Raw genomic sequence first — 25,806 nt, 5'->3', positions numbered from 1 at the left:
ACGGTCAAAGCTTAAGTGACAGGTTTGAAAAACTGTGGCAGATGCTCCTTGTGAGCCTCCAGCATATCATCCAGTAACTGTTTGGCTATCGCATCCGATGGTACGAGTGGATTGATCGTCATCGCAAGGAGCGCCAGATGATAGTCACCTGTGACCGCAGCTTCCGCGGCTACCCGTTCAAACGATTTGATTTGCTGTACTAGTCCGCGAACCGCGACAGGCAAATCCCCTACCGCCATCGGGATCGGTCCTTCCTTGGTGATTACGCAGTTCACCTCTACGGCAGAATCGTCCGGAATACTGGCAATCGCGCCATTGTTGCGGACGTTGACTGGCTGGATGTCCCGCTTGTCGTTGTATATGGAGTGGATCAGATCGCAGGCGGCTTCGCTGTAGTAAGCTCCTCCGCGCTTCTCCAATTGCGGCGGTTTGATAGCCAGATCCGGATCCTCGTAGAGTGCGAACAATTCCGCCTCCACCTGCTTGACAACCTCTGCTCGTGTCCCGCCTTTTTGCGCTTCTTCCAGCTCATGCTCCAGCATCGTTTTCGTCTGGTAGTAGTAGCGATGGTAGGGGCAAGGCAAAATGCCCAACGCCTTGATAAAATCCTTATCCCAGCCCAGATCGAGGATGTTTTGCATCGTAATCCCCGACTGCTCGCCGCATAGCTTGTCGATGACCTGTGCCGTTACATTTTCCCCGTCCAGGTAGACACCTGTTCCGTACACCATATGGTTGAGTCCCGCGAACGTAATGCTGACTCGCGATTGATCGACTCCCAAAATCGTTGCAACGCCCATTCTCATGCCAATCGGAACATTGCACAATCCAATGACCTTGCGCCGGTTGGTATAGCGCAGTACTGCCTCCGTCACCATGCCTGCCGGGTTAGTGAAATTGATCAGCCAGGCATCTGGGCACAGCTCCTCCATGTCCTTGCAAATATCCATGATGACAGGGATCGTGCGAAGCCCTTTGAACAGACCTCCGGGACCATTCGTCTCTTGACCGATCACACCGTATTTGAGTGGAATTTTTTCGTCCAGGATCCGTGCATCCAATTGTCCGACACGAATCTGTGTGGTGACAAAGTCAGCGTCCTTCAACGCCTTTCTTCTATCCAGTGTCAGATGGATATCAATCGGTACCCCTGCCTTTTCCACCATTCGCTTTGCCAGTGCCCCTACCGTCTGCAGCTTCTTTTCCCCCGCTGGCACATCGACCAGCCACAACTCACGAACAGGTAGCTCCTCGTATCGCCTAATGAAGCCCTCTACCAATTCTGGCGTATAACTGGATCCTCCCCCAATGGTTACGATCTTGATTCCCCTCACACTCCTGCCCCCTTACATTCGTGAACCCGGCCGTACATCTCTACAAATTCTGTGGCCAAATCCTTGATGGTCATTGCGTTCATCAGGTGATCCTGAGCATGGATCAGCAGCATGCTGAGCTCCATTTTTTCTCCGGATATCTCCTTTTGGATCAATGTGGTCTGGTTGTGGTGCGCTTTCGTCAATTCCTCTGTTGCACGGTTCAAAGCTTGTTTTGCCGCGGCCATGTCTTTATTCTTGGCCAGCGCAATGGCTTCCATCGCCAAACTGCGGGCATTTCCTCCATGCAGGATCAATTGAAATATTGCCTCCGTATGGTCCATGTCTATCTCCACCTATCCAATATCTTTGAAAGTAACAAGCTGTATCCCATTTTGCTTCACGTAATCCTTCACCTGTGTTGAGGTTAAAATCTGCAGCTCGCGTGTGCGTGCCAGATTATAGCTGCTGCCCACAAGCACGTCTTCGTCAAGATAGGCGGGATGGCTCATGATTTCCGCCGTTGCATATCCCTTGAGCTCTTCCATGATCTCCATGAACGTCGCTGGCGTGAGGTTATCTCTATAAAAGCGATGCGAGAAGCCTTCCGTCGTGACGATTCTCTTGTTACTTCTGTTCCCGGCAAGCGTCCATGGATTGCGGATCGGAACTTGATAGCGCTCTGCCAGCCGGAGCACGATCGGCAGAATCGCTTCATGCGCATGGACATGATGATGACTGTCCAGATGCGTCAAAGGCAAACCACTCTGCAAGAACCGCTCAATCTGAGCGACAAATTCCCGTTCCACTTCCTCTGGTATGGCATCATGCAGATGCTGCTGTCCGCGACGGAATGCACCTGCGTCATCCGTCAGGGAAGCCACTTGCGGATGGACAGCACTTCCACAGGTCAGTACGAGATGGATACCCACGCCTAACTTTGGATTCTCCTCGGCGAGCTGTACAGCATGCCCAAAGCCAGGCATATTCACCATCATCGTTGCCGAGGAAACCACCCCGTTGCGATGAGCTTCAACAATCCCCAAACTGACACCCTTCGAATACCCAAAATCGTCTGCATTTACAATGAGTTTCATCGCAAATCCCTTTCTGCTGCAGATTACATATTGAGCGAATGGTTGGTATTTGACGTTGCAGAACCCTGTTCTTCAGCCAACTTTTTCTTATCCCACATGCGGAAGAACGGATAGTAGATCACAAGTGAAACGATGAAGTTAAACAGCTGCAGCACCATTCCGGAAATTTTACCGCCGGTAGCCAAGTATCCGCTGATAATCAACGGTGTGGTCCAAGGAACTGCCACGCCGCTCGGCTTTGCAACCAATCCGGTGGCCATTGCGAAATAGCTGATGATCACCAGGACGACCGGAGCAATAATAAAGGGAATGATCAGAAGTGGGTTCATGACGATCGGCATCCCGAATGTCACAGGCTCATTAATGTTGAACAAACCTGGAGCGATCGACAGTCTTCCTATATTTTTCATCTGTTGGCTCTTTGCCCTCAGGAGCATCAGTACGACCAAGGCCAGCGTTGCACCGGAGCCCCCGGCATAGATCCACAGATCAAAAAACTGCTGCGTGATGACGTTTGGCAAGGTTCCGTTCGGGTCCGCCTGAAACGCTGCCCTGTTCTGGTCCATCAAGGACAGCCAGATCGGGCTCATGACACCCCCGACGATTGCGGCACCGTGCAGCCCAACAGCCCAAAGCATATGAACGAACAGGACGGCAATGATCGCTCCGATCAAGCTTCCGCCGAGAGCATTCAGTGGCACTGCCAAAAGATCAGAGACAATGTTGTGAATACTTTCAAACGAGGTATTTTCCAACAGGATGCGAAGCAGCCAGACTACCAGCAATACGACGAATGCAGGAATCAAGGCAACAAACGAACGGGATACAGCTGGAGGAACCCCGTCCGGCATCGTAATGACGATATTTTTTTGAATGATTTTGCGATAGATTTCTGTAGAGATGATCGCCAGAAGCATGGCAACGAAAAGTCCTTGGCTGCCCATCAAAGCAACTGGGATCACTCCGCCTACCTCCACAGCCGCGGAAGCTCCTTCAGGAGTAAACATGGTCTTGTACGGTGTAGCGAGCAGGAAAGCCGCTACCGAAATCGCTCCTGCCGACAATGGGTCCACTTTATATTTCTCTGCCAAACGGTAAGCCACGCCAAAAGATACAATAAGAGCCATGATGTCAAAAGTAGCGTTAACGGGGTACAGCAATTTGGTCAGCCAATTCTCTCCGAACGTCGCACTCATGAAGTCGCTGTAGCCAGGGAAAGGAAGAAAACCGATAATGAGGAAAAGAGAGCCAATGATCAACAGTGGCAAGGTTAAAATAATCCCGTCACGGATGGCTTGCAGATGCTTTTGCTCTGCTATCCGACCGGCAACCGGCATGACGCGTTTTTCCAAAAAAGAAATAAATCCCGCCATACTTACCCTCCTCTACTTTTTCAGACCCATTGCGAACTCCAGTACATTCTTGCCGTTTAGCGTTCCGTAATCGATTGCTTGAATGACATCGACAGGGATTCCTCGCGCATCCGCCTCTTTTTTCATTTCCGCCAATTTATAACGAACTTGAGGTCCCAGCAGGAGTACGTCGGCTTGCTCAATGTGCTGCTTGATTTCTCCAACAGACACAGCCCAGATTTTCGCCGTCAACCCTTTCTCCTTTGCTGCCTGCTCCATTCTCTGCACGAGCAGGCTGGTAGACATTCCAGCTGCACAACAAAGCAAAATGTTCACTCCATCTCCTCCTTTCGCATGGATTACTTGGGAAATAAAGCAAGCGCCATGCCAAAACACCTTCACATGTATGCGCTTACATAAAAATCAGCTATATTATTCCATTATTCATAATTTTTAACTTTTCCCATTTCAGTGGTGTTTTGTTGAAAACGCTTTAGTGTTTTATCATTTCTAAGTTTTACAAAAAAATAAAACACTATTTTGGTTAGTGTTTTATATAAAAAAGTTCATGATAAAACAAACATCATCTTCCTGAATGACTATTTCATATTTATCAATAATCGGCTGAAGCTCATGCCGTATCAGACTGTAGACTTTTTTATGCTCTGAAAGGAAGGGCTCCTTGTTGGCATAGTGGATAGCGTGCTCGTCCGTCTTCAATCGGTCGACCAGACAGCACATGTGCAAGTAGACTCCGATCCGCGTATCAAAATCCAGTTTTCGGTGCAGACGCTCTTCGATTCGGGCTACACACGTCCGCACATCACGCAAAACGGTCTTGCCCTCCACCATCTTCAGATGCACGCGCAGCATCTCTTCCATCATGACCAGCGCTTCTTCCTGATCGATCGTCTGCTGGATGTCCTGCAATGCCTCTCCGGTCAGCACGTCATCCAAGCCATAGCAGCGCAAGTCTTTGTCCAGCATGTAGTTGCTGACCACGCACAACACTTTGCGATCTTCCTTGATTGCCTTCAGCTGCTTGCGTGCTTCTGCCTTGTCGACCAGCTGCAGCGGCACGAACTCCAGCAGGGCAGCATCATAGCGCAGTCGGGATTCCAGCAGCTTTTGCAAGAACAAGGCACTGCCCTCACCCGACAGACAAGCAGCTACAATAGCCAGTACAGGCGCCGTACGAACCGTATTCTCCTTGAGCTGGTACTCCTTTTGTTCCAATGCGAGATGGACCACAGCGCGATACACATCCTCCAGGGAATGACCCAGCATCGCTTTTCTCGTCGCCTCGATCACATGAGGTGTGCTGACCAGCGGAATGACTTTGACCGGGATGCCCAGCTTCTCCTGTAGAATCTCTCCAAAGGTGAGCAGAGAACCCATATCCACCAGCAACAAAAGCCCTGCACTGCCGCTGATCTCCCGCGCCACCTCGATGGCTTGCTCCAAAATCCTGGATGAATCCACTTCCAAGGGCAAATCAATCGCTCTCGCGTACTGCGTAACCAGCAAGCGGTTGGTGACGTCTACCATCGCTGTTGCTCCGCCACTGCCGTGCGTAATGACGAGAATACCGATCGTTTCCCGCTCGGCTTGGAGGTTTTCGTCATCCAACACGAAAAACATCGTCAGGTAACCCGCTTCTCCGATCGGCAGGTCCATCAGGATAGTCTCTTCAATCATTCGCACACATTCCAACGCTACCGCAAACTCTTTCTTGTACTTCATTCGCACACTGTTGATATGTGGATTGATGATTTGCTTCCCTTGGGCCAGCCTTTCCTTCGAGGTCTGAATGTGCAAGGCAAGTCCGAAGATCACTTTTTGACTCAAAATTTTGCCCAGCTTGCCCTCTGCATACCGGACGATTTCTTCTACCAGATGGATGATGACGGGATCGATGATACGCCCCATATCTTCTTTGTTGATTCGCTGGTGAACCCCTTTGATAAACGGTGTAAAGTAATTTTCGATATCGAATTCCAGTTCCTCTTCACTGACGCCCTGATCGCGCAGCTCCGCGATTTTCTGTTCGATTTTTTCGTAGACGCTGTCCGCCGAATCATCCCGCTCCCTTTCCACCTGGATGCTCTCCGCTTGCGGCTGGACGACAAAGCTCTTGTGATCTATGCCAAACAACTCTTCCAGCGCAGGACGCAGCTCCTTGGCATACAGCAGGCCCTGCTTCACATGATGAGGCAAATCCTGAACAGCGACGTGCAGCTGCCCTTTTCGCGTGGAAATAAAATCGGCATACGCACTCGCACACGTGAGCTGGATATCCGTACGCAATTGTCCGATGTTATTGGGGCAGTGATAGGCTAAAAAAGCGTGAATGGCGCTGGCTGAAATCTGAATCTCACGCCCCAATCGAAACGCTTCTTCGCGGAAAAAATCAATCACGATGTTGTATCTCTCTTCGATTCCGCGCTCAGCCAGGGAAGGCAGCTTGATAATCATCGGAATCCGCCGGATGAACGTCTTGAGCAGGCTTGATTCCGGGTTTTCCGTTGTCGCCGAAATGATTTGCACCTGCGCCGTGCGCTCTACCTCTGTTTCGCCAACCCTCCGGAAGGTAGCCTTGTCCATGAAAGTAAAAAAAATCTCCTGCCCCTCTGCCGGCAGACGATGAACCTCATCGAGAAACAGGATGCCTCCATCCGCTTTTTCCACCAATCCTCTGCGATCATTCTCAGCACCGGTATACGCCCCTTTTTTCACACCAAACAACTGACTGATCAGAAGCTGTGGATTATTGGCATAGTCGGCACAATTAAAGACGACGAACGGCGCTTCTGGACTCAATCTGCCTGTATCGACAGCAAACTCGTGAATCCAGTTTGCAAACACCGATTTCCCTACACCGGTTTCCCCCAAGATCAGGCAGTGCATGCCGCGTGGCGGATACAGCACAGCCGCCTTTGCCTGTTCGATCTGCGTCCGCAAGCTTTTATTCGACTTGGCCAAACGGTCCAGCGCCGTTTCCACTTGATACAGCGAATCGTCCTTTTGCTTTACATAAAAAAGAGTAGGCCTGCCTATGATTTTTACAACCTTATCCTCTTTCCATAGCTGATTGAGATCATTGCTTACATTTGCTCGGGCCAATCCCATCATTTTGGCCAGGTCGCTGGCACTCACCTTGTTTTGAGAGCCCAATTCCATCAGCTTTTGATAAATCAGGTCAATCCGTTTCATACCATCACCTGCCGCTCCAGACGTGTTGGTTTTGATTTCCATATCAAACAGGAAAAACCTTCCTTATTTCGAGACCTTTATTTATTTTCTGACCCTTGCCTGCTCCTACGGTATAATGAAATGACAAGACACTGTTTATGTCTTGCATTGAAGAGACAGGGGACTGTTACCGCCATGCTGGTTTTCGTTTTGTTTACCATCTGGGCATTGGGATTTTTTGTATTGTTCACCGACCCTCGCCACACCGCTATTCGCTGGGCAAGTGCGACAGCCTTTGTGGGAGGCGGCGGATTTTTATCGGGTGTGATCGATGAATACGTGCTCGTCATTTGGGCCGATACCTTCGCTCAGCATCCTGACTGGCTCCAAACACTTACTTTTTTGAGCAGACTCGCTTCTTTCGTCTGCCAGGTGGGATTGCCTTACACCTTTTTGATGTTTGCCGTCCATTCCAGCGACTCGCTCTCTCGTAAAGTCAAAAGAATCACGCAGTATTTCTCGCTGATTCCACCGCTGATCATGCTGGTGATTACGCCGCTCTATCCAGTACTGTCCTTTAATTACTGGATCATGGTGGCGTGGGTCATTCCGTACTTTTTGGCAGCCTGTTCCATTCTCATTATTCTGTACAGGCAGGAAAAAGACCCACTCGTCAAAAAAAATCGTTTTTACACCAATCTGTTGATCATCGTCCCGCTCTTTTTTGTCTTTACATTCATCTATGTCATGCGCATCCAAAATGACTACGAGGCTTGGCGCTACAATACATTTGTCGTGGCGATCCAGTTCATTTTCATCGTCGCCGTCAGTCTCAAATACGGCTTTCTCGGCGTTCGGCTTCGCGTGGAAAAAAAGCGTCTGGACAGCACGCTGCGTGCTATGACCTCTGGTGCGCAAATCGTCAACCATACGATTAAAAATGAAGTAGGCAAAATCGCTCTCTACGCCGACCGGATGCACACCTACGCAGAGAATACCAATCAGCCTGATCTGAAGGAAGACACACAGGTATTGATAGAATCCTCCCAGCACATCCTCAACATGGTAGGGCGCATCCAGGAGCAGCTGCGCGAGGTGGTCCTGCGCGAGGACCAAGTCTTTCCGAGCCAGATCATCACGCAGGTCATGCATACCCTGCAGCCTTATACAGAGAAAAACCGGATAGAGGTCAGCTTGGAGCTGCAGGAAGAAGTGCAGTTGGTATGCGACCCCGTCCAGTTGCGGGAAGTCCTCGCCAATCTGGGCATGAACGCGATCGAAGCGATGAAAGCCGGAGGTACCCTCCAGGTGCAGATGTTCCTCTCCAAGAAGCATCTCGTCATCGCCATCACCGATACTGGCACTGGCATCAGCAAGGAAAATCTCCCGCATGTGCTGGACCCCTTTTTCTCGACGAAGAGGACCGGGCACAACTTCGGTCTGGGGCTCTCCTACTGCTATCATGTCATGCAAAAGCACCAAGGGCTGCTGGAGCTGTCCAGCGAACCCGGAAAAGGAACGACCGTCTTTCTGCTGTTTCCGAAAAAACGCATCGTCCACGAATAAATCGTTTGCGAAAGGAGGCTTGGCACTCTTATGGACCCTATCCGTGTATTCCTCGTAGAAGACGACCCGGTCTGGCGCAAAGGCCTGGTCGATTATCTGAATAACCAGCCTGACCTCACCGTCATCGGAGAAGCAGGCACCAAAGAAGAGGCTCTGGAACGTTTCACACCGGCTGACTCAGACGTTGTGCTGATGGATATCAACCTGACGGAAAACAATCTCGACGGAATCGAGACCGCCATCGCTTTCATCCAGCTGCAACCGGAATGTAAAATCATCATGCTTACCTCCTTGACCGATGAACAGGTGATAGTCGAGTCCTTTTCGGCTGGCGCCGTCAACTACATCAGCAAGTCCAGCTTCAAGGAAATTCCCGATGCGATCCGCGCTGCCCATGCCAAGCAATCCGCTATCCATCCCACGGCTGCCGCGGCCCTGCGCAATGAATTTTTACGCCTGAAAAACGATGAGTACCAAAAGCTGCTCTCTCCTGCAGAAAAGGACATCCTGCAGCTCATCCATCAGGGACAAACGCAAACCCAAATCGAACAATCTCTTCATATCACCAAGCGCACGATCAAAAACCACATCAACCGCATCCTCAAAAAAATGGGCGTCAAAACGAGCAAGGAAGCCGCCGCCAAAGCAAGCCAGCGCAAGCTATTCTAAATCGCTTTGGCGCGGCTTTCCGCGACTCCCTCCTCTGCTTGCCTTTACATTTCGACCAGGACTTATGATCAGGTACCAATAAAAGTTGGTACTTTTTTATATCCCCCCACTCTTTACAATGAGAGCTAAGCAATTATCCTTTTTGTAAAGGTGTGGTATACATGTTTTTGATTCACGCCCTTTTAAAAACTATCTTAGTGCTATGGTTCCGCCCTCGCATGCAAGGTCTTGAAAAATTGGATCTCTCCAAACCATCACTGATTACACCTAACCACGTATCTCTCTTGGATGCGGTCCTGCTCTCCTTTTACTTGCCGAAAAACGCGACCTTCGTCGTCAACACAGAGATCGCCAAAAAGTTCGCCTTTTTCCTTCGTTTCCGCAAGCACATCACGATTGATCCGCTCAATCCATACTCGATTCGCCAAATGCTGCGGATCTTGAAAAAAGGAGAAACCTTGGTGATTTTCCCAGAAGGTCGCATCACGACTACGGGCGGCTTGATGAAAATTTACAGTGGTGTCGGTTATCTCGCGATGCGCACTGGCGTACCCGTCTATCCGGTCATCATCCAAGGTCTGCAGCGCTCCATTTTCTCTTACTTAAAAGGCAAGCTGCGCCTGCAATGGTTCCCGGAAGTGACGATCACCATCAGCAATCCCTATACCATCGAACACGATAAAACACGGTCGATGCGTGATCAAAAAGCATCCGCCAGCGATCTGGTTTTACGTACCATGCAAAACGAGCTGTTCCAAAGTCAAATGAAGCCAAACGTCAACCTGTTCGATGAAGTCCTGCGCGCCTCGAAAATCAACGGCGCCAAAATGGAAATCGCAAAAGATCTCACTGCTGCCGTCAACTACCGGACTTTGCTGGTCGGCAGCTACTTGCTCGGCAACAAGCTCCGTCCATCGCTTTTGGGTCAATCAACGGTCGGACTGTTCCTGCCCAACTCTGTCGGTCACCTGATCACGTTGCTGTCCTTGTTCCGCATCGGCAAAACACCTGCGATTCTGAACTTTTCCTTGGGTGTCCGCCCTTTGCTGGACTGCTGCGAAACTGCTGGGATCCAAACGATTCTGACTTCCCGCGTATTTATCGAAAAAGGGAAGCTGGACCACATCATCGCCGGACTGGAAGACAGCATGAAAATCGTCTACCTGGAAGATTTGAAAGCATCTGCCACCGCTTTTGACAAAGTGGCCGCCCTGTTCCGCTTCCTGACCAAACAACCTGCACAGACCGGCAATAACGAGCTGATACTGTTCACCTCAGGCAGCGAAAGCAAACCAAAAGGCGTGGTGCTGACACATACCAACCTGTTTGCAAATATTCAACAGGTGACCAGCGTGATTGACATCACTTCACGTGACAAGTTCTTTAATGCACTGCCGATGTTTCACAGCTTTGGCCTGACAGCAGGTACGCTCTTGCCAGTCGTCAAAGGAGTTCCGGTCTACCTGTATCCGAGTCCGCTACATTACAAAGCCATTTCCGAGCTGGTCTACGATCAGAACGCGACGATCCTGTTCGGCACATCTACCTTTATGGCTGGATACGGTCGGATGGCACATCCGTACAATTTCTATTCACTGCGCTACGTCTTCGCTGGTGCTGAAAAACTGAAAGACGATGTCCGTCAAATGTGGATGGAGAAATTCGGAGTACGTATCTTTGAAGGCTACGGCGCTACCGAGACCTCTCCCATCCTGTCACTCAACACGCCTCTTTCCAACAAGCAGGGTACGGTAGGCCGCCTGTTGCCTGGCATGTCGTATCGACTGGACGCCGTGGAAGGAATCGAGCAAGGCGGGCAGCTGCTTGTCAAAGGCCCCAATGTCATGAAAGGGTATATGATCCACGGGAAAGGCTTTCTGCCCGCAGAAGAATGGTACCAGACCGGCGACCTGGTGGAAGCAGACGCAGAAGGCTTCCTGACCATCAAGTCCCGCCTGAAGCGCTTCGCCAAAATCGGCGGGGAAATGGTCTCCCTCAACCTGATCGAGGAGCTGGCCATGCAGTGCTTCGGTCACTCTGGATTTGCCGCCATCACGATCAATGACCCGCGCAAAGGGGAGCGCGTCCTGCTCTATTCAACTGACGATCGTGCAGAGCTAAGCCCGCTTCGCGCCTATATCCAGCAACGCCAGTTTTCACCGTTACTGGTCCCTGCAACCATTCGTCACACCAAATCCCTGCCGCTTTTGGGCAGTGGAAAAACAGATTACGTCAGCCTCAAGCAATGGGCTGAGCGTGGAGGCGATCCATCATGAAAACGCGATTACAGCCCTTGCAGGCTTTGTATTTCACACAGTTCCTATCCGCCTTTGCCGACAACATGATTTTGTTCGTGATCGCGAACCTGCTGCGGGAGAATGGCTTTTCTCCCGCCATGCTCGCGCTCGTCTCGATCTCATTTTTTCTCCCTTATATTTTTCTCGCTCCGCTAGTGGGGCCTTTTGCCGACAAGCATCCCAAATCGCTCGTACTGGTGATCGGCAACTTGATCAAAGCTCTCGGTGTCCTGCTGCTGTTCGTGATCGATCAATCCAGCATCCTGCTGCTGATGCTCTGCTACTTCACGGTAGGTGTGGGAGCAGTCGTATACTCCCCAGCCAAATACGGAATCTTACCGGAGCTGACGAAGAACGAGGATGAGCTGTTTCATGCGAATGCACGAATCGAAGCGTATACGATTATCGCGATTCTGACCGGGATTGGCGGGGGTGGTGCAATTGCTTCCATGACGCACCCGTTCCTTTCCTCTGGCATCTGTCTCGCGCTGTACCTGCTGTCATTGTTCATGACGTTCTTCATCCCACGCATGCACGGAAATGCTGCGATTCGCTACGGTACGGAAGCTCGTCGTTTCTTCCTTGACTTTCAAGCTTTGATGAAACGGCCGGATACGAACTTTGCCCTCGTCGGAACGGGCGCCTTCTGGATGAGTTCAGCTGTCTTGCGTGTCGCGGTGCTTGCCTGGATTCCCGCAGCACTCGCGATCGATCCGCAGCACTTTTCGGTTTCATTGATCCTGGCGACTACCTCGATCGGCATTATCGCGGGAGCTTTTTTGGCTCCCAAACTCATACCGCTGCACCAATTTACACGCTCGATCATCTATGGCTTTGGCATGTTCCTGGTGATTGTCCTGTTTCCTTGGATTCACGTCACGTTTTTCGCGATCTGTCTCTTGCTGCTGGTAGGCTTTATGGGCGGGGTCTTCATCATTCCGATGAATACGATCTTGCAGGAGGAAGGAAAGAAGATGGTGGGCTCCGGGAAAACCATCGCCATTCAGAACTTTATCGAAAACTTCTTGATGGCAGTAGGTTCCGGAATCTACTACCTGTTTACCTACATGAGTAATTCGATCTCCGGAGCTATCGTCTTCCAAGGCCTGATCCTGTTGGTCTTTCTGGCTTACCTGGCGAAAAAAACCAACAGATTCGGACTCAGGGGAGAACTTTTTTGAGATGAACATTCTCAGGCCATATGAGTGCGAAACAAAATGTTCAATAGCAAAAGGACAGTCTCGGCAACAAGCCTAGCTGTCCTTTTGTACTTTGTTTACAATCGTTGATTCCTAGATATCTTCTCGAACACTTCTATTACTTCGGCAGCAGTAGGGACATTGAGCACATTCTCCTCGATGAATTCTTTCACCTGCGGATCTGTGCTGGTCATCAGCAGGTGAGCAGCGGCTTCTCCATCGTAGGGCTAAAAAGTCTCGATGTTCTCGGTTTAACTGTTTGGCGACCCACTCCGTCTTTTCACGTCCCTTCGCTGACATTTCAGAACGAAGTGGCTTCTCGTCGAAAGCGAGGACGACTTCGCGATCACAGTTCCCACGTATGAATTGGACCGGATATTGCGTTTTAAGCTGGATGAGGCGCTTTGCAATTTCATCATTGTCCCCCCTTTTTCCCAGTTTACTTCTGTCAGCCACCTGACTTTACACCTTTTTGTGCCTCGTAGACTTGCAGGCAGTCCAGGAAGGGTTGACCGTATTTATCAAACTTGGTTTCCCCGACTCCCTTGATTTGCAGCATTTCTTTCTTATCCTTCGGGCATAAGCTGCTCATCTCACGCAGGGTGCTATCATGGAAAATAACATAGGGCGGCACACCCTCACGCTGCGAGATCTCCTTGCGCAGGCTGCGTAGACGCTCGAACAAGTCGTCGTCTTCTGTCTGCTGCACGGGACGAATCACGATTTTTTGCCAGACCTGCTCCTCTCCGCGCAGAACGGGCAAGGCCTTTTCCCCCAGCTTGAGCACCGGGTACTGGCTCTCTGTCACCTGCAGGTAGCCTTCTGCGATCAAGAGCTGGATCAAATCGACGATCTCTTTTTCCTTGTACTCTTTCATCAAGCCGTAGGTAGGCAGTTGATCAAAGGAAAATTGGGTCACTTTTTTATTTTTGGAGCCTTTCAGCACTTGAGCTACCAGAGCAGCACCGAAACGCTCCTTCATGCGCTTGACGCAGGAAAAGATTTTTTGTGCCTCCACCGTGATGTCGGCAAGCTCACGCTGATCGGTGCAGTTGCCGCAACGGCCGCATTCAGCTGCTGAGGTCTCGCCAAAATAATGAACGATGTACTGCTGCAAGCAGCGTGGGGTGCGGCAGTAATCAATCATGGCGTACAGCTTCTTGTACTCGTGCTCCTTCCGCTCATCGGAGAGCGTGTTTTGCTCAATGAAGAAGGTCTGTGTCTGGATGTCCTGCGGCTGGAATAATAGGACACACTCGCTCGGCTCGCCGTCCCGTCCTGCACGCCCTGCCTCCTGGTAGTACGCCTCCAGATTTTTCGGCATGTTGTAATGGATCACGTAGCGGACGTTGGACTTGTCGATTCCCATTCCAAAGGCATTGGTGGCAATCATCGTGCGCACGTCATCGAACAGAAATGCCTCCTGGTTCTCTGCGCGTTCTTCTTCTGTCAGTCCTGCGTGATATTTGGTCACAGAAAATCCGCGCTTGTTCAAATCAGCATGGAGCGCATCCACGTCTTTTCTCGTGGCCGCATAAATGATCCCGGCTTGCTGACCGTTGGAACGTATATACTCCTGAATGAAATCGCGGCGGTTCTCTCCCCTGCGCACGGACAGATTCAGATTGTCTCGACCAAAGCCTGTGATGAAGATCTGTTCGCCCTCCAAGGACAGCTGTCGTTGAATATCGGACGTAACTTCCGGTGTAGCCGTCGCTGTCAGTGCTACGACTACAGGGCGCTGGGGCAGCGAGTCCAGAAAGCGGGCAATCTCCAAATAGCTCGGTCGGAAATCATGCCCCCACTGGGAGACGCAGTGCGCTTCATCCACGGCCACAAAAGAGATCGGTACATCCTGGATCAACGATTGGAAGGAATCGGATTCCAGCCGCTCGGGCGCAATGTAGATCAGCTTGTACTCGCCGCGAGCGGCTTGCAGCATTCTCTCCCTAACCTCGCTGTATGTTAGCGAGCTGTTGATCTGTGTAGCAGGAATCCCCATGCTGACCAATACGTCTACTTGATCCTTCATCAGCGAGATCAGAGGTGAGACGACGATCGTCACACCTTCGAACAGCATCGCTGGAACCTGATAGCAGATCGACTTCCCGCCGCCTGTCGGCATAATACCTACGGTGTCGTGGCCTTCCAGCAGGCTCGTGATGATTTTTTTTTGCCCCTCCCGAAACGTCGGGTAGCCAAAATATTTCTGCAATACTTCTTCTGCTCTATGCAACAAGAGAATTCACCTTCTCTTACTTTTTTTCATCATCGACCTCTATTAGTGTACTTGTCTTCTTTAAGACAAAACAAGGGTTCGTAAAAAAACCGATCGCACAAAGCTGCACGATCGGCTCTCATTATGGGCTTGTGGCTACTCTCTGGGGTGAATCATCTGCTCGGGACGTACGATCTGGTCAAATTGTTCCTCCGTCAGCAGATTACTTTTGATCGCGGCTTCTTTTAGCGTCAAGCCTTCCTTGTGGGCAAGCTTGGCGATCGCCGCGGCATTTTCATAGCCGATGTGAGGATTCAGCGCTGTAACGAGCATCAGGGAGTTTTTCAGGTTGCGCTCGATGACGATCTGATTGGGCTCGATTCCGACTGCGCAGTTGTCCGTAAACGAATGCATAGTATCTGCCAGCAGTCGAGTGGATTGCAAGAAGTTGTAGATAATGACCGGCTTAAATACATTCAACTCAAAATTTCCCTGGCTGGCGGCAAAGCCAATCGCCGCATCATTGCCCATCACCTGGCAGGCTACCATCGTCATGGCTTCACTCTGTGTCGGGTTTACTTTACCTGGCATGATCGAGCTGCCCGGCTCATTGGCAGGGATTGAGATCTCACCGATACCGGAGCGCGGTCCACTCGCGAGCCACCTGACGTCATTGGCAATTTTCATCAGATCTGCCGCCAATGCCTTCAGCGCACCGTGAACATGCACCAGCTCGTCGTGGCTGGTCAACGCATGGAATTTGTTCGTCGCCGTTTGAAAGGGCTTGCCCAGCTGCTGTGTTATCTCGGCAGCGACCATTTCTCCAAAACGGGGATGTGCGTTGATTCCCGTCCCGACTGCGGTTCCGCCAATCGCCAGCTCGCGGAGGTACTGCGCGCTTTCCAGGATCATGCGTCCGCTCTTATCCAGCATGTGAACCCACCCGCTCACCTCCTGGCCGAGTGTCAACGGCGTAGCATCCTGCAAATGGGTCCTGCCGATCTTGATGATGTTCATGAATTCGCTGCTCTTTTGCTCCAAGGTGGTTTTTAACCGGGCAAGTGCGGGAAGCACCTGATCCTCGACGGCAACGAGAGCGGCTAGATGCATCGCAGTAGGGAAGGTATCGTTAGAGCTTTGCGATTTGTTCACATCGTCATTCGCGTGAATGCGCACGGCGCTTCCGCTTTGCTCCAGCATGGAGTTGGCGCGGTGAGCGATCACCTCATTTACGTTCATATTGGACTGGGTGCCGCTTCCCGTCTGCCAGACGACGAGCGGGAAATGGTCGTCCCACTGACCTGCAATGACTTCATCGGCAGCAGCCACGATCACTCTTGCCTTCTCATCGTCCAGCTTGCCCAGCTTGTGATTAGCCAAAGCCGCGCTTTTTTTCAACACGCCAAACATGCGGACAACCTCAAGCGGCATCTTCTCGGTTCCGATGCGAAAATTCTGCAAGCTGCGCTGGGTTTGCGCCCCCCACCACGCACTTGCGGGAACCTGGATCTCGCCCAAGGTATCCCTTTCGATTCTGTAATCCATCACGCTTCCTCCTTTTTTACGGGACCACGCATCTGAAAGACTCACCTCATTATCATGCCCAGTTATTGTATGAAAAAAGACCGATGCACCATTCACTTTTGGCTACAATCGGTCTTTGGTCTTTCCTGTTTATCTGCTCTCCACTTCTACTGAAACGACGTGATCCACATGCTTCAAGGAACTGTATATATCTGTGGTATACGTATCATCCGAGGCAGCAATCATCATTTCCAGCTTCTTCTGTCCGTTATCCACATCTTTTACCTTCACTCTTTTCACTTGCATGTGGAGGTGTTTAATCTGCCTGAAGACATCGTCCAGATCGCCATTGCCCTGCACGATGATCTTGATCGACAAATCGCGTTGGCGCAAGGAGCTCGGACCAATCCATTTCAGAATGAAAGGAAACAGGTTGATCGCCAGGATGATAAGGGCTGTTGCCGTCACCGCTTCAAAGTAAAAGCCTGCTCCAACTGCAATTCCCAGCCCGGAAGCTGCCCAAACCATCGAAGCTGTCGTCAAGCCGGAAATCACATCATTGCTTCTGCGCAGAATCACACCTGCACCGAGAAAACCTACCCCACTCACAATCTGTGCTGCCAGACGCATCGCATCCATATTGGTTACTCCAGGTACGGAGAACTTCGGCACGGATTGAATCGAGACAATCGTGATCAAGCAGCTGGCTACGGATATCACCATACTCGTCTTGACACCAAGCGGCTTATGCTTGAGCTGTCTGTCTACGCCAATTAATAATCCAAGAAAAAGTGCAATACCTAGCTTCAATAAAAAATCATACGACATCCATAGTTCCCCCTTCCCTACATTCCATGTCAGATATTCTTCCATAATTCCATTAATGAAAGTATATACGTTCTAACTAAAAATTAGGAGTGAAATTTCTCTTATTTTCCCCAACTCTTGCATCCAGCCTCCCGTTTTTTCTTACAGAAAAACGGAAAATCCCTTGCATCGGGATTTTCCGCCAGTCCTTCATACCATCCTTATGAATTTGCTTCGGTAATCATTCGCTTTTGCAGCCGCAGCAGACGTCCGAACAAAAAGACAGCTCCGGCAGCCAAGCCCGTAATGAGTCCAATCCAGTAGCCATACGCCATAAAGGAGGTGTATTGGGCCAACACGTATCCCAGCGGAAGCCCAATGACCCAATAGGATACCAACGCAACGATAAAAGGTACGGTCACATCCTTGTACCCCCGCAACACCCCCTGGATCGGCGCTGCAACAGCATCCGAAATCAGGAACAGAATCGAATACATCAAGAACGTTTGCGTGAGCCGCAGCACTTCCTTATCCGTCGTATAGAACCCTGCTACCTGTTCGTTATACACATACAGAACCACCGCGAACAACAGCGCCAGCAACAGTGCGCTGCCGATACCCAGATAGCTGTACTGTTTGGCGTCCTTGTAACGCTTCGCCCCCACCTCGAACCCGACCAGAATCGTCAAGGCCATCGAGATACTCATCGGCACCATGTAGATAAACGAAGCAAAGTTGATCGCAGCCTGATGCGCCGCAATCGTGATCGTGCTGTATTCGCTCATGAGCAGTGTGACAGCAGCAAAAATACTCACTTCAAAAAAGATCGAGAAGCCGATGGGCAGTCCCAGCTTGAGCAGCTCTCTGCCCGCGCTCAAGGAAATGCGGTAAAACTCGGTAAACAGACCGAACTCCACAAATGGCTGCACACGTTTCACAACGTACAGACTGATCAATAAAATACACCAAAAGGTGATCGCCGTTGCATAACCGGCACCTACTCCTCCCAATCGCGGAAAACCAAATTTCCCGAAAATGAGGACGTAGTTCAGCACGACATTGATGGGCAAGGAAATGAGCGTAATGACCATGGTGACCCGAGTATGTCCTAGTGCATCAATAAAACAACGGAAAACCGTATAGAGAAACAAAGGAATGATTCCAAATGACAAGGCGACGAGGTAATCGAATGCAATCTGGCGAACATCCGGTTCAAGTCCCATCATATTCAGAACCGGGTTCAGAACCAAAGCTCCGAGCAGGATCACCGCCACCGCGATGACCACTGCCATGTACATGGCCTGCATCACCGTAAACGGCACCTGTTTTTTGTTGTCTGCCCCCACCATTTGGGCAATCATTGGCATCACTGCCATCAAAATCCCTGTCAGACCTGCCTGGACGGGTGCCCATAGACTCGATCCAATCGCAACTCCAGCCAAATCGATCGGGCTGGCGTGGCCTGACATGATCGTATCAAAAAAAGTCATGGAGAATAGCGCTAGTTGTGAAATCAAAATAGGCAGCAACACCGTTAGAAACTGACGCCACTTTCCAGATAAAGAATAGGTTTCAACCATTGTTTATACGTCCTAACCAGGGAAGGCAATCCCAATATTTAAGTTCCGATTATAGCAAAGTGCCTACCTCTCATCAACAGAAACATCCAAACAGACGAAACCGTCAGGCGATAGTCCCAGACGGCTTCTTGAGTGGCGCGCTATTTACATTCCTCTACATTTACATCAGCAGCAAAGGAACGACTTTTCCAGCATTGACGTCAATCAAGCCCAGATCCGTAATTTTTAATGCTGGACTTACCGGCAAGGAATGCGTACTGATCGACATGATCGGATTGTAGTGCTTGTATCCCAGTTCTTCCATCGCCCGGCGCAGCTGTTCAACTTCCTTCGCTGTTTTTTCCAGTGGCTCTTCCGTCAGGATTCCTCCTACCGGCAAATGCAAACGAGCCTTCACCTGTCCGTCCTCCACGACACAAAAACCACCCTGCATGCCAATCACTTCGTTGGCAGCCAGCATCATATCCCTCGGATTGTGACCGACTACGAGCAAGTTATGATTATCGTGAGAGTAGCTGGTCGCGATGGCTCCCCGCTTGATCGTATCGCCGCTGATCAGACCGTACCCGCGGTTGCCATTTATCCCGTAGCGCTCAAAAACAGCGATCAGGCCGTAGGGACTCTCCTCCCAGCACAGCTGCCCTTCCCGCGTCTCGACAATCCCGCGGTGATCCTCGGTAAAGGTGGAGCCGTCCTGTACCAGCATCACGCGGCACGGATAGCGGTTGTCCGGCACATCCATCCGAACAGAAAAGTCTGCTTCTGTCAGCGGATTCAGCTGAACGCTTTGATAAAAATGAGCAGGAAATTGTTTTTCTTTGGTCACTTGGATGTATTCTTCGGCAGCATCATACGCCTTTTTCCCGTTCTTATAGACACAGTCAATCGTAAACGCCTGCAGATCGGACAATAGCAGGAAATCAGCCAGCTTGCCCGGCGCGACCGCACCTCGGTCACTCATCTTCATCCGGCGTGCCGGCGTAAACGTACTAGCGTAGATCGCCTGTTCAGGCGTCATTCCCATCTGAATTGCTTTTTTTACGATATGATTTAAATGACCACGCTTGAACAGCGAATCCGTCATGACATCATCGGTCACAAAACAAAAATGCTCGGATACTTCATGCCCAATCAGGTATTCCACCACTTCAGGCGTCATGGATTTTTCCTGAATCTCAATAAACATGCCCGCCCCGATCCTTGCTTCCAGTCCCTCCACCGTCTGGTGCGTATGGTCAGAATTGACTCCGGCATAAAGAATCTGGTGCAGCTCCAGATCGAGCAGTTTTGGAACGTGTCCCTCAATGACGAGGTCCGGGTAATTTTTACGCAAGTAATCCAGGATCTGATTGGTCTTGCAATTCGGGTCCGAGATCACGTCCACGTAGTTCATGATCTCGCCCATGCAGATGATTTCTTCCGACCGCAGCAACTCCTCGATATCGGCGACCTCCACAGTCCCTCCGGTCGTTTCCATCGAGGTGGCTGGCACCGAGCTGGGGATCGCGTACTTCATGTCGACGACACAATCGCGGCTCGCACGAATCATTTCCTTGATTCCCTCGATCCCGAACACATTAGCCATCTCATGCGGCTCAGGGACGACCGTGGTCACCCCATTTTGAATCAAGCCGTATGAAAAGGTCTCCGGCGTCACCATCGTACTCTCAATATGCAAATGAATATCGACCAGTCCAGGGACCAGATAACGCCCCTCGCCTGCCAGGATATCCGCCGCTTCAAATGTATCGGTACCACGCTGACCAATGTAGAGAAATCTGCCGTCCAGCACGGCTACATTTCCTGCTATAAACTTCTTGAAATAGCTGTTATAGACATGAACATTCTCAATCAGCAAGTCCACTTTCATGTTCAAACACTCCTGTCGTTAGTCCACCAGCACCATTTTGTCTTTCGGGAAAAGCAGATTGACTGCCTGTCCACTTTTATAAGGAGTCTCCATTTCCTGATTGACTGTAAAATCACCCAGATCGGTCTCCACTACGTATTGATAGCTCCGACCCAAGAACGTACTGATCTTCACTTTGCCTGCCAGACGATTTTCGCTTTGACTCGCTTCGGCCTCTGTCGTCACGATCAGGTCATCCGGACGCATCGCGCATTTTTTCGCTCCCGGATTGGCAGTTCCAGGATTATGAGCCGCGCTAAAGGAATGGTTGCCAACTCGCAGCCCGATTTCACCATTTTGTTCGGTGCGCTCACCAAAGGATATAAAGTTGTTGAAACCAATAAAACGCGCAATAAACTCGGTCTTGGGGTATTTAAAGATCGTCGCCGGATCATCCAGCTGCTCGATGACACCCTTGTTCATGATCGCCACTTGATCCGAAATGGAGAAGCACTCCTCCTGGTCGTGCGACACATATACCGTAGTAATCCCCAGTTCTTGCTGAATGCGGCGAATCTCCACACGCATGTTGACCCGCAGATTGGCATCCAGGTTGCTCAAAGGCTCGTCGAACAACAACAGATCAGGCTGAATGACGAGAGCACGGGCAATTGCCACCCGCTGTCTTTGACCGCCGGACAATTCCTTGGGGAAGCGCTTCTCAAAGCCACCGAGACTGACCACGTCCAGGATGTTCCGCACGCGCGTTTTCACTTCGGACTCGCTCACTTTTCGCAAACGAAGGCCAAACGCAACATTATCGTACACAGACATATGCGGAAACAAGGCGTAGCTTTGAAAGACGAATCCAAAATTGCGCTTGTTCACCGGTACTCGTGTGTAATCTTTTCCATCAAACAAAAATTTGCCGTCCTTCGCTTCCAGAAATCCCGCGATCAGGCGAAGAGTGGTCGTCTTCCCGCAGCCGCTCGGACCGAGCAACGAAATCAACTGGCCCTTTTCAATATTCAAGTGGAAGTTTTCTAAAATGTATTGATTGTCGTAGGCAACCGATACGTTTTCCAGCGTGAGCAATGCCATGTTTTGATGCCTCCGTTACCGTTTAGTAAAACTACTTTATCGTTTTGTAAAGTAGGAAAGACCCATCAGACGTTCGATGACAAACATGAAGATCGCCGTAATGATCATAAGCAGAACAGAAAGTGCGGCAATCGTCGGATCGAAGTTGTTTTCCACGTAGGTAAGCATCTGGATCGGCAGCGTACTGACCCCTGGACCTGTCATAAAGACAGAGATGTCCACATTATTGAACGACTCCAGAAAAGCGATCAGAATGGCTGCAATGATCCCCGAACGGATATTGGGCAGTACCACTTTGAAAAAGGTTTCGATACGTCCGGCCCCGAGACTGAGAGCTGCTTCTTCGATAGCGAAGTCAAAGTTGGACAGGCTGGACGCCACGACCCGAATAATAAAAGGAAGCATGATGACGGTATGTCCGATCAACAGCCCCGCGTAAATAGGCAGGTTGTAGGTAATAATCACGTACTTGAGCATCGCAAAGCCCATGACGATGCCGGGAATCAGGACAGGTGAAATGAAGATGGCATTCAGCGCTCCCTTTCCCTTGAACTGAAAACGGCTTAGCGCATAGGCAGCTGGAACACCCAGCAGCAAAGCAAGCAGATTGCCCGCCAACGAAACAAACATGGACGTACCAAACGTTTTCATGAACATCTTCACTTCAAAAATGTTCTCGTACCAGCGCCAGGAGAAGCCCTCCGGCGGAAACCTCAAGACGGTTCCAGGTTCAAACGAAGTAAAGGAAATGATGATGAGCGGCCCTAGCAAAAACACGAACACGAGAAGTGTAAACAGGGCCAACCCGTAATTTTTCTCCTGCATACCCTTCTACCCCTTCGGATTTAATTTCTTTGCTATTTTGTTCATCAGGCCAATCACCACAAAGGTAATCACAATCATAATCGTAGCGATCACGGAAGCCATGTGCCAATCGTTCAGCGTAATCGCATTCTGGTAGAGGAACGTCGAGATGACGCCTTGCTTGCCGCCCAGCAGGGCAGGTGTCGTATAAGCTGTCAGGCTGCCGACGAAGACGAGAATGCTGCCGATAATCAGCCCTGGCATGCTCAAGGGCAATATCACCTGTCGAAATGCTGTGAATTTGGAAGCACCCAGGCTTTCTGCTGCTTTCAGCAGATCAGGATCGATGTTTTCCATCACCCCTACCAAGGTGATGATAATCAGTGGTAAAAACAGGTGAATCATCCCGATCATCATAGCGGTCGGGGTATACAATATCTCCAAAGGCTTTTCAATCAACCCGATCGACAATAGGGAGCTGTTGAGGAGCCCTTTCTTTCCAAGAATAATCATCCAGCTGAAGGACCGAACGACCGAGCTGGTCAGCAGAGGGAAGATCGCCAATGCCAGCAAAATGCCTTTTTTGCGAGGTCCCAGCTTGGAAATATAATAAGATGCCGGAAAACCGAGCAGAATGCACACAATCGTTGTTACGAAGCTGACACGCAATGTCGTCCACACGATTTTCAAATTGTACGGGTCCGTAAGAAAGGTTAGGTAACCTTGTACAGTAAAGCTGCCTTCCTGAAAAAAAGTAGAGGCAATCGTCATTACAATAGGAATGACCAGAAACAACGTCAAAAACACTACGCCTGGCAATAACAATACATACAAGCCCTTATTCTTCATCGCTTTAACTCCTGTTCCCGGTATCGTCAGGCTTTCAGCACACGGATAAACTGCTCAAAAAATGCGGGAGCATCCACATCCAGACAAACCTGCATGTTCGGCTCTTTCATCAAGCGATTCTGAAAATCGCATACGGTTTGCCCATCACACAACTCACTTCTCGTCTCTATATCCACATACAGCTTTCGTGTGGTCACCAATTCCGGGGACATGGCCACCGCGACCGCCAAAGGATCATGCAGGGCGCAGGCTCGCACACCGTTTCTTTGAAAATAGCGCTGCGTATACTCGGAGGTGCTCTGCTTCACATATTCAGCCATCGGGGTATCGCCCAGCTCCTGTATATGCGCTTCGTTTAGTAGCACTTTTCGCGTCACGTCCAAACCGACGAGCGTCAACGAAGGAAAACCGGCGTGAAAGACGATCTTGGCAGCCTCCGGGTCCACGTACATGTTGTATTCAGCTGTCGGGGTGACATTGCCGTGTTCCTTCACAACTCCCCCCATGAAGATCACTTCCTTGACCTGATCGACCAGTTCAGGATATTGACTTACAGCCAAAGCCAGATTGGTCAAAGGACCAGTCATAATCAAAGTCACTTCGCCCGGATGCTTTTTTACCTGTTCAATCATAAAATCAGGCCCAAAACCTTCCTTCACCTCGGTGCGCACCTGTACATCGCGAAGAGCTCCACCCAAGCCATCTTCGCCGTGAATCCGGTGCTCAAAGTAAACATGGCGCAAGAGGGGGCGAGATGCTCCGCGAACGACAGGAATCTCCTGTTCCACTTGCAAAAAGTCGAGGATTTTGCAGGTATTTTCCGTAGCTTTGGACAAGGAAACATTGCCATTGACTGTCGTAATGCCCAGCAAGTTGAAGCGACCACTTTTGACGGCTAGCATGATGCCCAACGCATCGTCTACTCCGGTGTCCACATCCAATACGATTTTTTTCATACGTCAACCCCCTGCTCCATTCTGATCTAAAAAAACAAGGGTATATTCAACTCGAAATACCCTTGTCCTGTTCATCCGTGCCTATTGGATAATTTCACGGTTCCAACGGTCAATCCAAGCTTTGGACTGTTCGTTGACAGCTTTCATGTCTAGCTTGCGCAACTTGCTGATCGTTTCTTCTCCGTAGGTAATGCCTTTTGCTTCTTCTTCAGTCAGAGTCAGCGTCGTGTTTACAGGTGAGTCGACTTTTGCTTTCGCAGCTTTCTCTTGTACTTCCTTGCTCAGTTGGTAGTTGATGAAGTCTTCAGCCAGTTGTTTGTTTTTGCTGCCTTTGACGATATTGACGGTATTCATGACCGCGTAGCCGCCTTCTTCAGGAGAAACGAATTTCGCTTCTGGAACAGCTGCCTGGATATCCTTGAAGTACATTTCCATGATCGGTCCTACTGCGATCTCTTCTTGGCTGAACATGTTCACGTACTCAGAGGTTTTATCGTAGTATTTGACAACTCCGCTGTTGATTTCTTTCATTTTGGCAAATGCTTGGTCTTCGTTGAATGTCGCGCTGCCTGAAACTTGCGATGCAGCATCCAGAATCATCGGACCAGTGGTCGAAGTGATGTTCGGCAGAGTCAGCTTGCCAGTCAAATCAGCACTCCACAGATCTTTCCAGGATTTGATCTCGGATTGAATCAGGTTGGGATTGTACGCGATACCGAATTGACCGATGGTATAAGCCGGTCCGTACTCTTCTCCGAGTGGGGCTTTGGCAATATCATAGACTTCATTCAAGTTCGGAATACGGCTGCGATCGATCGTTTCGAACAGCCCGTCATCGATCCCTTGCTGCGCGTAGTAGTCCGATAGATAGATCAGGTCGACAGCAGAGTTGCCTTGGCGAATTTTGTTCAGGCGTTCTGCGTTGTTTCCGATTTCCAAGACAATTTCCACGTTGTGTTCTTTTTCGAATGGCTCATATACTTCTTTGCGGAAGAAGTCTTCAGAAAAACCCCATGTCGAGATCACCAGCTTTGCAGGGGCGCCTTTTGGAGCTTCACCAGCAGCATTTCCCTCTGGCTGTTGAGCTTGATCTGCACTGCCACAGCCGGCCAGCGCGAGAGAAAGTGCGGATACAGAGAGCAAAGAAGTAAATAATTTTTTCATGTAAAAGTCCTCCATTCAAACCTATCTCTTTATTGTTTGTTCCATGAACCCCTTACTTTACTTTCTCCAAAGAACCGATGATCTTTCCCGCATCACTCCCTTCAATAAGGAAAAATAAGGAAATAAACAAAAGAAAAGCACCCTTGAATAGATAATTTCTTCTAAACAAGAGCACTTTTCTTCGTAAACGAAAGAATTGTACGTCTGTTTCATCCCGACCGGGTCTTCCCTTAAGATAAATCAAAAGAAAAAATCCCAGATAGGAATGT

20 protein-coding genes are annotated in these 25,806 nt (G+C 50.1%); 4 read left to right on the top strand and 16 right to left on the bottom strand.

Features of this window, described 5'->3' with window-relative positions:
* Nucleotides 1-11: 11 nt before the first annotated feature.
* From JZI27_RS10260 to JZI27_RS10235, 6 genes are all read right to left on the bottom strand, one after another.
* Nucleotides 12-1,334: a 6-phospho-beta-glucosidase gene (locus JZI27_RS10260; RefSeq protein ID WP_280207460.1), complete on the bottom strand. Its 1,323-nt coding sequence runs from the start codon at nucleotides 1,332-1,334 to the stop codon at nucleotides 12-14.
* The gene (locus JZI27_RS10255; RefSeq protein ID WP_251242724.1) at nucleotides 1,331-1,657 is read right to left on the bottom strand and encodes a PTS lactose/cellobiose transporter subunit IIA; all 327 of its coding nucleotides are present in this window, start codon (nucleotides 1,655-1,657) and stop codon (nucleotides 1,331-1,333) included. The genes JZI27_RS10260 and JZI27_RS10255 overlap by 4 nt, the downstream gene beginning before the upstream one ends.
* 12 nt (nucleotides 1,658-1,669) lie before the next feature.
* Entirely contained in the window at nucleotides 1,670-2,410 is a 741-nt protein-coding gene (gene chbG / locus JZI27_RS10250) for a chitin disaccharide deacetylase (protein ID WP_280207459.1), read from the bottom strand.
* Between the two features lie 23 nt (nucleotides 2,411-2,433).
* Entirely contained in the window at nucleotides 2,434-3,783 is a 1,350-nt protein-coding gene (celB, locus tag JZI27_RS10245) for a PTS cellobiose transporter subunit IIC (protein WP_280207458.1), read from the bottom strand.
* 12 nt (nucleotides 3,784-3,795) lie between these two features.
* The gene (locus tag JZI27_RS10240) at nucleotides 3,796-4,098 is read right to left on the bottom strand and encodes a PTS sugar transporter subunit IIB (RefSeq protein WP_251242727.1); all 303 of its coding nucleotides are present in this window, start codon (nucleotides 4,096-4,098) and stop codon (nucleotides 3,796-3,798) included.
* Between the two features lie 216 nt (nucleotides 4,099-4,314).
* Entirely contained in the window at nucleotides 4,315-6,975 is a 2,661-nt protein-coding gene (locus tag JZI27_RS10235) for a sigma-54-dependent transcriptional regulator (protein ID WP_280207457.1), read from the bottom strand.
* A gap of 174 nt (nucleotides 6,976-7,149) precedes the next feature.
* Here JZI27_RS10235 and JZI27_RS10230 point away from each other — a divergent pair, with 174 nt between their 5' ends.
* The 4 genes from JZI27_RS10230 to lplT all read left to right on the top strand — a co-directional run bounded on the left by JZI27_RS10230 (nucleotide 7,150) and on the right by lplT (nucleotide 12,667).
* A complete protein-coding gene (locus tag JZI27_RS10230; protein WP_280207456.1) occupies nucleotides 7,150-8,520 on the top strand; it encodes a sensor histidine kinase in 1,371 nt (456 codons plus the stop codon).
* A gap of 30 nt (nucleotides 8,521-8,550) precedes the next feature.
* Complete coding sequence (locus JZI27_RS10225) at nucleotides 8,551-9,189, top strand: response regulator (protein WP_280207455.1); 639 nt, start codon at nucleotides 8,551-8,553, stop codon at nucleotides 9,187-9,189.
* Nucleotides 9,190-9,350: 161 nt separating this feature from the next.
* Entirely contained in the window at nucleotides 9,351-11,465 is a 2,115-nt protein-coding gene (locus JZI27_RS10220; RefSeq protein WP_280207454.1) for an AMP-binding protein, read from the top strand.
* Nucleotides 11,462-12,667 (top strand): lysophospholipid transporter LplT, encoded by a 1,206-nt coding sequence (lplT, locus tag JZI27_RS10215; RefSeq protein ID WP_280207453.1) that lies wholly within the window; start codon nucleotides 11,462-11,464, stop codon nucleotides 12,665-12,667. Before JZI27_RS10220 ends, lplT begins: the two co-directional genes overlap by 4 nt.
* A gap of 466 nt (nucleotides 12,668-13,133) precedes the next feature.
* On the opposite strand, the gene recQ is transcribed toward lplT, so the two are convergent.
* From recQ to JZI27_RS10165, 10 genes are all read right to left on the bottom strand, one after another.
* Nucleotides 13,134-14,924 carry a DNA helicase RecQ gene (recQ, locus tag JZI27_RS10210; protein WP_251242733.1) on the bottom strand — a complete coding sequence of 597 codons (1,791 nt, stop codon included), beginning with the start codon at nucleotides 14,922-14,924 and terminating at the stop codon, nucleotides 13,134-13,136.
* Between the two features lie 135 nt (nucleotides 14,925-15,059).
* On the bottom strand, nucleotides 15,060-16,448 hold the full coding sequence (gene fumC / locus JZI27_RS10205; protein ID WP_280207452.1) for a class II fumarate hydratase: 1,389 nt from the start codon (nucleotides 16,446-16,448) through the stop codon (nucleotides 15,060-15,062).
* Nucleotides 16,449-16,577: 129 nt separating this feature from the next.
* Nucleotides 16,578-17,255 (bottom strand): MgtC/SapB family protein, encoded by a 678-nt coding sequence (locus JZI27_RS10200; protein WP_122908053.1) that lies wholly within the window; start codon nucleotides 17,253-17,255, stop codon nucleotides 16,578-16,580.
* Nucleotides 17,256-17,455: 200 nt separating this feature from the next.
* The gene (locus tag JZI27_RS10195; protein ID WP_251242735.1) at nucleotides 17,456-18,814 is read right to left on the bottom strand and encodes an MATE family efflux transporter; all 1,359 of its coding nucleotides are present in this window, start codon (nucleotides 18,812-18,814) and stop codon (nucleotides 17,456-17,458) included.
* 160 nt (nucleotides 18,815-18,974) lie between these two features.
* Nucleotides 18,975-20,684 carry an adenine deaminase C-terminal domain-containing protein gene (locus tag JZI27_RS10190; RefSeq protein ID WP_280207451.1) on the bottom strand — a complete coding sequence of 570 codons (1,710 nt, stop codon included), beginning with the start codon at nucleotides 20,682-20,684 and terminating at the stop codon, nucleotides 18,975-18,977.
* Between the two features lie 18 nt (nucleotides 20,685-20,702).
* Complete coding sequence (locus tag JZI27_RS10185; protein WP_251242737.1) at nucleotides 20,703-21,764, bottom strand: ABC transporter ATP-binding protein; 1,062 nt, start codon at nucleotides 21,762-21,764, stop codon at nucleotides 20,703-20,705.
* Nucleotides 21,765-21,800: 36 nt separating this feature from the next.
* On the bottom strand, nucleotides 21,801-22,589 hold the full coding sequence (locus JZI27_RS10180) for an ABC transporter permease (protein ID WP_122908057.1): 789 nt from the start codon (nucleotides 22,587-22,589) through the stop codon (nucleotides 21,801-21,803).
* 6 nt (nucleotides 22,590-22,595) lie between these two features.
* On the bottom strand, nucleotides 22,596-23,417 hold the full coding sequence (locus JZI27_RS10175) for an ABC transporter permease (RefSeq protein ID WP_122908058.1): 822 nt from the start codon (nucleotides 23,415-23,417) through the stop codon (nucleotides 22,596-22,598).
* Between the two features lie 26 nt (nucleotides 23,418-23,443).
* On the bottom strand, nucleotides 23,444-24,373 hold the full coding sequence (locus JZI27_RS10170; protein WP_251242738.1) for a nucleoside hydrolase: 930 nt from the start codon (nucleotides 24,371-24,373) through the stop codon (nucleotides 23,444-23,446).
* 81 nt (nucleotides 24,374-24,454) lie between these two features.
* Complete coding sequence (locus JZI27_RS10165) at nucleotides 24,455-25,537, bottom strand: ABC transporter substrate-binding protein (protein WP_122908060.1); 1,083 nt, start codon at nucleotides 25,535-25,537, stop codon at nucleotides 24,455-24,457.
* Nucleotides 25,538-25,806: the final 269 nt, after the last annotated feature.

It is taken from the genome of Brevibacillus sp. AY1 (assembly GCF_029870785.1).
GTDB lineage: Bacteria > Bacillota > Bacilli > Brevibacillales > Brevibacillaceae > Brevibacillus > Brevibacillus invocatus.
The sequence above is the reverse complement of the archived record's forward strand: the minus strand, read 5'-3'. Positions and strand labels throughout refer to the sequence as shown.